Annotated in this window: 15 protein-coding genes; all 15 read right to left on the bottom strand. The window is 47.6% G+C overall.

Going from position 1 to position 7170, the window contains the following annotated elements:
• Positions 1-267 (bottom strand): hypothetical protein (locus tag G563_RS35190; protein WP_037327391.1); only part of this gene is annotated, 267 nt, incomplete at its 3' end.
• 8 nt (positions 268-275) lie between these two features.
• Positions 276-692, bottom strand: coding sequence for a hypothetical protein (locus G563_RS0117960; RefSeq protein WP_028666521.1), 417 nt, complete (start codon positions 690-692; stop codon positions 276-278).
• A gap of 90 nt (positions 693-782) precedes the next feature.
• Complete coding sequence (locus G563_RS38155; protein WP_157585441.1) at positions 783-935, bottom strand: hypothetical protein; 153 nt, start codon at positions 933-935, stop codon at positions 783-785.
• The gene (locus tag G563_RS0117970; RefSeq protein WP_028666522.1) at positions 932-1444 is read right to left on the bottom strand and encodes a hypothetical protein; all 513 of its coding nucleotides are present in this window, start codon (positions 1442-1444) and stop codon (positions 932-934) included. The genes G563_RS38155 and G563_RS0117970 overlap by 4 nt, the downstream gene beginning before the upstream one ends.
• Before the next feature lie 2 nt (positions 1445-1446).
• Positions 1447-2028, bottom strand: a complete 582-nt coding sequence (locus G563_RS0117975) for a hypothetical protein (protein WP_028666523.1) — start codon at positions 2026-2028, stop codon at positions 1447-1449.
• Positions 2009-2782, bottom strand: coding sequence for a hypothetical protein (locus G563_RS35195; protein ID WP_051211060.1), 774 nt, complete (start codon positions 2780-2782; stop codon positions 2009-2011). Before G563_RS35195 ends, G563_RS0117975 begins: the two co-directional genes overlap by 20 nt.
• Positions 2782-3336: a hypothetical protein gene (locus tag G563_RS0117985; RefSeq protein WP_028666524.1), complete on the bottom strand. Its 555-nt coding sequence runs from the start codon at positions 3334-3336 to the stop codon at positions 2782-2784. The genes G563_RS35195 and G563_RS0117985 overlap by 1 nt, the downstream gene beginning before the upstream one ends.
• Positions 3329-3775 carry a hypothetical protein gene (locus G563_RS0117990; protein ID WP_028666525.1) on the bottom strand — a complete coding sequence of 149 codons (447 nt, stop codon included), beginning with the start codon at positions 3773-3775 and terminating at the stop codon, positions 3329-3331. Before G563_RS0117990 ends, G563_RS0117985 begins: the two co-directional genes overlap by 8 nt.
• Positions 3776-3778: 3 nt before the next feature.
• Positions 3779-4519, bottom strand: a complete 741-nt coding sequence (locus G563_RS0117995; protein WP_157585443.1) for a hypothetical protein — start codon at positions 4517-4519, stop codon at positions 3779-3781.
• Positions 4519-4662, bottom strand: coding sequence for a hypothetical protein (locus G563_RS38160; RefSeq protein ID WP_157585445.1), 144 nt, complete (start codon positions 4660-4662; stop codon positions 4519-4521). The genes G563_RS0117995 and G563_RS38160 overlap by 1 nt, the downstream gene beginning before the upstream one ends.
• 81 nt (positions 4663-4743) lie before the next feature.
• Positions 4744-5310, bottom strand: coding sequence for an N-acetylmuramidase family protein (locus tag G563_RS35200; RefSeq protein ID WP_051211061.1), 567 nt, complete (start codon positions 5308-5310; stop codon positions 4744-4746).
• Positions 5311-5422: 112 nt separating this feature from the next.
• Positions 5423-5695: a hypothetical protein gene (locus G563_RS0118010; protein ID WP_028666527.1), complete on the bottom strand. Its 273-nt coding sequence runs from the start codon at positions 5693-5695 to the stop codon at positions 5423-5425.
• Positions 5696-5703: 8 nt separating this feature from the next.
• Entirely contained in the window at positions 5704-5964 is a 261-nt protein-coding gene (locus G563_RS0118015; RefSeq protein ID WP_028666528.1) for a hypothetical protein, read from the bottom strand.
• An 8-nt stretch (positions 5965-5972) separates the two neighbouring features.
• Positions 5973-6398 (bottom strand): hypothetical protein, encoded by a 426-nt coding sequence (locus tag G563_RS0118020; RefSeq protein ID WP_028666529.1) that lies wholly within the window; start codon positions 6396-6398, stop codon positions 5973-5975.
• Positions 6395-7170 (bottom strand): hypothetical protein (locus G563_RS0118025; RefSeq protein ID WP_211235290.1); only part of this gene is annotated, 776 nt, incomplete at its 5' end. The genes G563_RS0118020 and G563_RS0118025, both read right to left, overlap by 4 nt.

Below are 7170 nucleotides of genomic sequence, written 5' to 3' on the forward strand. Positions count from 1 at the left end.
GAGGTCGCAGGAGATGGTATGAAATCCGCCAAAATCGTGATTGGGATTCGAGCCTTTTTTAAACAGGAAATTCCATACGTTTTTCCCTCCTACGACATTGCCAATGATGTCGGCTCCTACGGCCATGTTTTCAAAATAGTTGTTGGTAAGCTCCCAGGCTTTTTTGGGGGGATTCTTAAGCCAAAAGCAAATCAGATTAATGATGATAAAAAGGGGGGTCAACGTCCACAAACCCACTCGTGCGATGATTGCTAGTAAGATTCCCATTGTGTTTTTTAGATAAGTGCTACAATACGGATTGTGAGGTTTTGGGCGCTAAAAGTAGGCGACACCGAGAAGCCCGTTGCCGTACGCGTGGCAGGGGGAATATCAGCCAAGACGGCTGCTCCTAGCTCGTCGGTAATTTCTACCACGTACATAGAAGCCTTCCAACCCGCAGGAAAACTTACTTCGTAGGTTTGATTCTCCGTGAAGCTTACGTTTTGTAAGAGGTGGGTTTTTACCTCTTTGATATCCGCGCTTTCGGAGGATTCTTCTGAAGTATCGCCGTTGGCGGCGGTGGTCGAGGGAGTAGTAGATTTAGTGGTTGTTTTGCTAAACCGTAGATTATCCAAAATCCAAGCCAGTATTCCTACGGCGACCGTGCCAAGTAGGGCGATGATTAATAAGGGTTTTGCTTTTTTTGTTTTCATTGGGTTAGAATTTGGTAGATTGATAAAACTATCCAGAGAGCTGCTAGCAGAAAGGTTGCCCACCAACAAGCCCGTAAATGATTTTTGAAATTAGGCCAACGCATCTACTAAATAATTGGAGTATTTGCCGTACTTGAAGGCAATGATTTCTGCTCCTCTCTTCATCCAAAAAAAGATAGCGACGCCCACTAAAAAGAGGGAAATCAAGAGGATACAAACTTCTCTTTTTAAGTTACGGTTCATGGCTGAATGACAATGGGCGGTGGTGGCGTTTCCTTCTTGGTTTTGTACCTGAAAACCTGTACGACAATCAGCCCTGCCAAACCTGCTACGGTAAGCAGCGCAAACCAACCCCCGATTCGTTTCAACCGATCCGACTCTTTGGCGGCGTTGAGTTGGGTGATTTGAAGGTCGAGTTGCTTTTGTAAGGTTTTTTGCAATTCGATGTCTTCGGTAGCTTCTAGTTGTAGCTTGAGCTGTTCGGTTTTTTCTTCGGCGATTTTGACTTCCTTTCCTTTGGCGAGAAAGTTGAAAATACCACCCACGGTTTCGGAAATAGCGGGTATGAGTGCTGCGGCGGCCATGTTGTTGTCTTGTTTAGGGGTATTGGTGGTAGTATCCGTTTTCTTTGAGAATAGATTGCCAAAAAATGACCCGATGCTATCCCAAAATCCACCGCTTTCCTTTGGTTTTTTGGCGGTAACGACCACTTCATTGAGGTCGATTTCTTTTGAGGGGGCTTGGTCTTCCATGATTATTTACCTTTTTTGGGGAGTTGGATGATGGTGGGTGCAGGGGCAGGCGGGGCAGGTGTAGCGGGTTTGCGGAACGCCCACCAAAGTACGCCTCCCAGGGCGGCAACTACGCTTACAATCCCTACGACAATCCACGTATTTCCACTACCACCTCTGTCGTCTCCGCTTCCCGTGGTAAGGGGAGTGTTGTTGCCATTGAGGATTTTTTGTTTAATTGCCTCTTGCTCTTTTTCTTTTTGGTCTTCTGGACTTTCGGTGTCGATGTCTTCTTGTTTGACCCAAAGTAATTCCGTCTCATGGTACCATTTACTGACTTGAGTAGCCGCAAGACCAACGACTGGAATTGCCAAATACCATTTAGATTTTGAGACAAGTGAGCGTCTTATGTCAAACTTATATTCGATTTGAACAAATCCATTTGCTTCTTCGCCTGTCAAAATCCCAATATTATCCCCTTCATTATAGCCATATAGATAATGAGGCTCAGTTTGGCCAGAACGTTCTAGTTTTGTAACAATGCTACTCTCAGAGGGTTGAGAATAGAAACTCAGGGCGTCATTTTTAACGTAAGCGGTTGCCATTGTTGCTGATTTTAGAGATGATGAAAATGAGAACAGTGGTGATACCTAACCCAATGGCGCCAAGCGTCCAGAGCGTCCGTTTTTCGCGGGCAGTGAGCGGCATGGTATCGCCCAATTTTTTGATGATCAGTTGGCCTTCCACCATGAAAGCCTGATACCATTGCCCTGCGGCATCTTTCCAACTGATGTAGCCACCGTTGAGCAGTTTTCGCGGTTCGGTGAGCCATCCAAGGTGGTCGTACTTGCGGTTTTCGACTTTTATCAAGTCAAAAAAGGCAGGATAATAGAAGTTAGAGACCAACACGCCATTGATGCGGTAGCCGTAGTCATCATCTTCAACGGGGTCGGAGACTTCGACTAAAAAATCCACTTCCTGCCCTGAACTATCTAGCCCTTTGACCCGCATGGTACGGTTCACGTAAGGGTTCACAAGCATTTCGAGTAGCTCATGCGAGGCCGTGAGTGACCAACCTTCACGGTATTCGACCTTGGCAAAGGGTTGCCCTCGTTCGTCGGTCCAGTGGTAGCCTTTGACGCCTTCCACGTCGATTTCATCCACAATCCAAATCGGCCAAGTCCCTTTGGGCACGGCAGCACTATTGTCAACTACTTGCAGGGTGGCATCTTGTCCCCAAATGGAGGCAAAATCACGACTGACTTGGATTTGCAGGGCATCGGCCACGGCTTTTAAGTCGGTGCTCGAGACTTTTTTGGTAAGGTCAACGAGGGCAATATTTTGTTTTGGCAGGGGCATTATTGACGAACGATGAGGGGTTGGTCGGGACTAGGTTTGGGTTCTTTTTTAGGCAAGAAAATCGCCAACATCAGACCCCCAAAAACGAGGACTCCTCCCGTCACCCACACCCAAGTGGGAACGCTTTTTTGTTCGGCTTCGGGTTGATTGCGGTCGGTGGTCGTCGTAGTGGTATCAGTATCAGGGTCGGTAGTGGTCTTTTGGGTGGTTTTACCAAAAATACCCACGCCAATGTCGAGTACTTTGCCGAATACATCCCAAAACTTACCACTTGTTTTGTTAGTAGTTCCCGTGGTACTAGAAGCATAATCATAGTTAGGATTCGCTTTGGTCTCCACGGCATCCGCATAAACCCAACCGTCGGTTACTTCATACATGGTGTCACCGTTGTCGTTGGAAGCGGTGATACTTTTGATTGCGCCTAAACTTGCGCCCTTGGGGGCAGTGTTGGCAAATTGTTCGCCGTTGTCGTCTTCATAGATAGAAGTCGCATTTGGGGCAGTGACCAAGTCCCCTACTTGGGGGTTCGTGATTGTTTTTACTCCTTTAGCCATTGTTTTTGAGAAGGTTATACAGCCCTTGCGGACTGAGGTAGTTAGCGTTTACTGGGGGGAGGTTGAGTTGCAACACTTCTTGACAGGCATGATAGCAGACCTCCGAACAGAACATTTGGAGGTTTTGGGGTTTTCGCCACGGCACGATGAAACTGGTGATAAGCCCTGCGAGGTCGTAAGGGGTGCCAAGGTGTGAGCGGAACCAAGCGTAGAGAGCTTCGTCTTTTTCATTGCCAAAATCCAAGAACTCCCAAAGGCTTTCGTCGCTCACGGTTTCATCATACGTCCTGAACCCAATGCCATACACATCCCAAGCACTGGCCGAAATGCGGTCATACTGGTCGAAAATGAACTGACAGTGAATAAAATCACCTCCTGAGCCGAAGCGCATCACGCGGCCTTTGAGGGTATTGCTTGCTTTTTCAAATCCTAGTCTCATCGCTTAAAAGAGGGATTCTAAAAACCAAAAAGGACTGTGTAAGCCTACGGATTTGAGTACGTAGCTTTTGCCGTTGCTTGACACTTTTGCGCTGAGGAGGGCATCGGTGTTGGTCGTCAGGGGAAACTTAGTGTTGATACCCTGATTGTAGGCAAAATAGGCTTGGTCGTAGCGTGAGGCAAGACCCGCGTGTTTGTCGAGGCACTGCCCAAAATAAATTTGACCCACCACCATGTTGAAGGGCATCGAATTGAAAAGGCCGTCTTGCAAAAGGGTAGCGGCATTGGTAGCCAACCAATCCGAGGGTGAACTTTGTTTTTTGGCCGCTTTGATTTTATCGTAGAGCTGCGTGGCCTTGGTTGTACCAATGGCCTGTTTCAAAAAGGCAATTTCGTTGTCGGTCAGGGCGGCATTTCGGTATTCGATGAATAGCGCGTAAGCCGCTGATTGGACATCTATTTGGCTGATACCGATGTACTTTCCGTTGGAAGGCAACTCCTTGGAGTAGCCCGTAAACTTATTTTCCAACCATGCCGCTTTACCGTCGGGTTTTCCTTCGATGTAGAGCAAGATAGCGGCCAATAATGAATTGACTTTGGTAACGTCAACGCACTCTTTGAGGGTCTCCCCAAACTGACGATGCAACGCCTTGGAGAGCGACTCCATCGAACCGTCTTGGTAAGCGGTTTGAAAAGATTCAATCGTCTTTTGGGTCATTGGAAAGGTTCTGGTAAGGATTCCCATTATGGTCTTAGTTTCTGGTTGATTTTGATGCTTCCCGTCCTTGTAATGGCCTTGGTACGCGATTTGGTGGCTTGAATGGCTCCGTATACGCCAAGGGCAATGAGTAAGGATAGCAATACAGCAATGATGATTTTTCTAGTCATTTTTTCTGCTTAGTTTTCGCCACCATTGGGCAACGGTTTTGGGTTTGAAGAGCGCAAAGCCCCCCATCGCAACGAGCAGACTTACACCGATGATGATGGCCGTGGCTTGGGTGCTTTTTTTTTTACCCGTTCGGTTTCGGCGAGCGTGACAGCAGGGTCTGCTTTGTACTTCTGGTAGGCATCAGCCATTTTGAGATGGTAGCCCAATTTGGCGTAGTCTTCGCCGTTGTAGCGAAAAGCAAACCCTGCCCAATTGAGGGTTTGTAGTTCGTCTTCTAATTTTTTGTCCTGTACAAACTTTACAAACGCGTCCAATTGGGCAGCTTCGCCCGTGGCAAAAGCCCTCACCATTGCCTCTACGGTCGAGAAGCCCACTATTTTGTGGTTAAAACCCATAATCTGGAATTTGCCCCAACAACTGGCCTTCATGGCGTTGGTAGGGTCAAGGGCGTAGGCTTCGCTGTAAGTGGAGGCGGTTTTGCCCGACAAACGTTTGAACCAACGGGCCTCAAAACGTTTTTTGAGCGTCCCGTCTGAGTTGAAGCCATTGCCCGAACTCTCTACCAAGGCCACGGCCATGATGGCGGCAATTTCACAGTCTAGGATTTGGACGGCACGACCGTAATCGGCAAGGGTGAGGGTTTTCATTGGTTATTTTGATTTTTCGGCTTGTCTGCGTTGGTACTCCCATCCAAAAGCTACAATAGCACAAATGGAGGCAATGATTTGAAGCCAGAGTGATACCTTCTGTGTGTTTTCGTTACTCATCGTCTTCGGTTTTTTTGCGAGTTAATTTTGACTTTTTGAGCTTCTCTAATTCGAGCTTGGCAAGGTCTCGTTCCACCTCACTTTTTCGGGTTTGAGCCACGTAAAAACGTATCGCAAACACTGCTACAAAAAGGCCGCTGATAGTGGTGATGATGGTGGCCACGGGTGATACCCAATTCAGGTCAAGAGCCAACATGATACTAAGCGGCGCATAAGCCAACGCAGCTAATTCTTGGGCAGTTTGCCCGATAAATCGGTGAGGCATTTCGAGTTTCAAGGTTTTCGATTAGAGAGTTGGATAGCGGTGTTTTTGGGCGGTGATTTGCGAGGCTCAAAAAATCGTTTGAGCGTAGCACGTAGACCCAACTGAGCCAGCCCCACCGCAAACACAATGAGCAGAATACAACCCAAAAAGAGCTTGAGCAGGGTGGCGTTTTCGAGCGAAATTTCGGTATTGACGGTGACTTCGGGCTTGGTTTCACCCGACAATAGCCCCTGCAATACCTCAAAAATTGATTTGTCTTGGGTTTCCATAGCGGGTATTAGTTGAGACCGAGGTTACGCATTCTTTTGACGAGGTCATTTCGTTTGCTTGTCCAGAAAACGTTCCACTCTGCATCCATTTTTTTTGTGAGGGTGTAGCCATCCTGTTTGCCGTAACGACTATTGTAGAGATTGTAAATAGAGGTCAATTGGCGGTCTGACAATCCGATTAACTTTAAGAAAAGTTCTTCTTTGTCAGAGGCTAAAGTGAACAAACCATTCAAAACGCTCCATGCTTCTTCGACGTAGATGTCAGGTGACCAATTGGGGTCTTCAGGAAGGCTTTTGGGTTTGTAATCCGAAAAACTTCCCCGACCTGCCTGACGACCGATGAAATAGATAAGTCCTACAATGACCACCCCAAATACCGTGTATTGGATAGGCCGACTTTTGTAAGCCCTTACGTACCATTTTTCTTGTTTCATGGCTTCTTAGTACGTTTGGTTTTCTTACGGACATAACTCACCACGGCGACCCCAAAAGCCAGTGAAGACAGACCAAGCGCCGCCCATACGCCAACTGAGTTGGCCGCAGGGGTGGGATTTTCGAGGTCGATGGTAGGACTGGTGTTACCCTCCGCAGGTTTGTTGGTATCAACGGGGCTGCTAGGGTCAGAGGAGGGCGTTACGGCAGGGTTGACGGTCGATATGTAGTCACGGTGAACGTAGTAACTAATTTTCTTGCCCGCTGAATCTAGCTTGTAAGCTCCTGTAAGGGTGGTAGCGTAGATAAGGTAGAAATCATTGTCGATGAATCCGTCCGACTTTCCGAGCAAGTCGCCTTTGTTGGCCGCTCCTACCACGTTGAGCAGGTTGGCGAGTGAAGGACTGTTTCGGAGTCGAACGCCATTGCCAGTACAGTAGTAAAACTTGGCTACTTTTTCATCTAACGCAGGGGCATATACTGATACTTGGGTAGCGTCGCACCAAACTTCCGTAACGGTCGTAAAAATACCTTGCTCAATGGGGACACGCAGCTTGACTTTGACGAGATTTTTGGCACTTCGCCACCCGATGACCTGCCCAAAATTGATACCATTAGCCTTGTTGTTATAGACCGACCCCACATAGGAGGTCGTATCTAGGTTATCGGAGGCAGTGAGCTTGGTGTACAGGTTAACGAAGCCTTTGGGGCTATCTGCACTAAGGTAGATACCAAGTTGAAATTGTGAGAGCGCCATATTACTTCGTTTTAGTT

The organism is Runella zeae DSM 19591 (assembly GCF_000423565.1).
Taxonomy (GTDB): domain Bacteria; phylum Bacteroidota; class Bacteroidia; order Cytophagales; family Spirosomataceae; genus Runella; species Runella zeae.

Excerpts from the sequence above, each read along its gene's own strand:
- G563_RS0117960 (WP_028666521.1), bottom strand. The coding sequence starts at position 692 with ATGAAAACAAAAAAAGCAAAACCCTTATTAATCATCGCCCTACTTGGC.
- G563_RS38155 (WP_157585441.1), bottom strand. The coding sequence starts at position 935 with ATGAACCGTAACTTAAAAAGAGAAGTTTGTATCCTCTTGATTTCCCTC.
- G563_RS0117970 (WP_028666522.1), bottom strand. The coding sequence starts at position 1,444 with ATGGAAGACCAAGCCCCCTCAAAAGAAATCGACCTCAATGAAGTGGTC.
- G563_RS0117975 (WP_028666523.1), bottom strand. The coding sequence starts at position 2,028 with ATGGCAACCGCTTACGTTAAAAATGACGCCCTGAGTTTCTATTCTCAA.
- G563_RS35195 (WP_051211060.1), bottom strand. The coding sequence starts at position 2,782 with ATGCCCCTGCCAAAACAAAATATTGCCCTCGTTGACCTTACCAAAAAA.
- G563_RS0117985 (WP_028666524.1), bottom strand. The coding sequence starts at position 3,336 with ATGGCTAAAGGAGTAAAAACAATCACGAACCCCCAAGTAGGGGACTTG.
- G563_RS0117990 (WP_028666525.1), bottom strand. The coding sequence starts at position 3,775 with ATGAGACTAGGATTTGAAAAAGCAAGCAATACCCTCAAAGGCCGCGTG.
- G563_RS0117995 (WP_157585443.1), bottom strand. The coding sequence starts at position 4,519 with ATGGGAATCCTTACCAGAACCTTTCCAATGACCCAAAAGACGATTGAA.
- G563_RS38160 (WP_157585445.1), bottom strand. The coding sequence starts at position 4,662 with ATGACTAGAAAAATCATCATTGCTGTATTGCTATCCTTACTCATTGCC.
- G563_RS35200 (WP_051211061.1), bottom strand. The coding sequence starts at position 5,310 with ATGAAAACCCTCACCCTTGCCGATTACGGTCGTGCCGTCCAAATCCTA.
- G563_RS0118010 (WP_028666527.1), bottom strand. The coding sequence starts at position 5,695 with ATGCCTCACCGATTTATCGGGCAAACTGCCCAAGAATTAGCTGCGTTG.
- G563_RS0118015 (WP_028666528.1), bottom strand. The coding sequence starts at position 5,964 with ATGGAAACCCAAGACAAATCAATTTTTGAGGTATTGCAGGGGCTATTG.
- G563_RS0118020 (WP_028666529.1), bottom strand. The coding sequence starts at position 6,398 with ATGAAACAAGAAAAATGGTACGTAAGGGCTTACAAAAGTCGGCCTATC.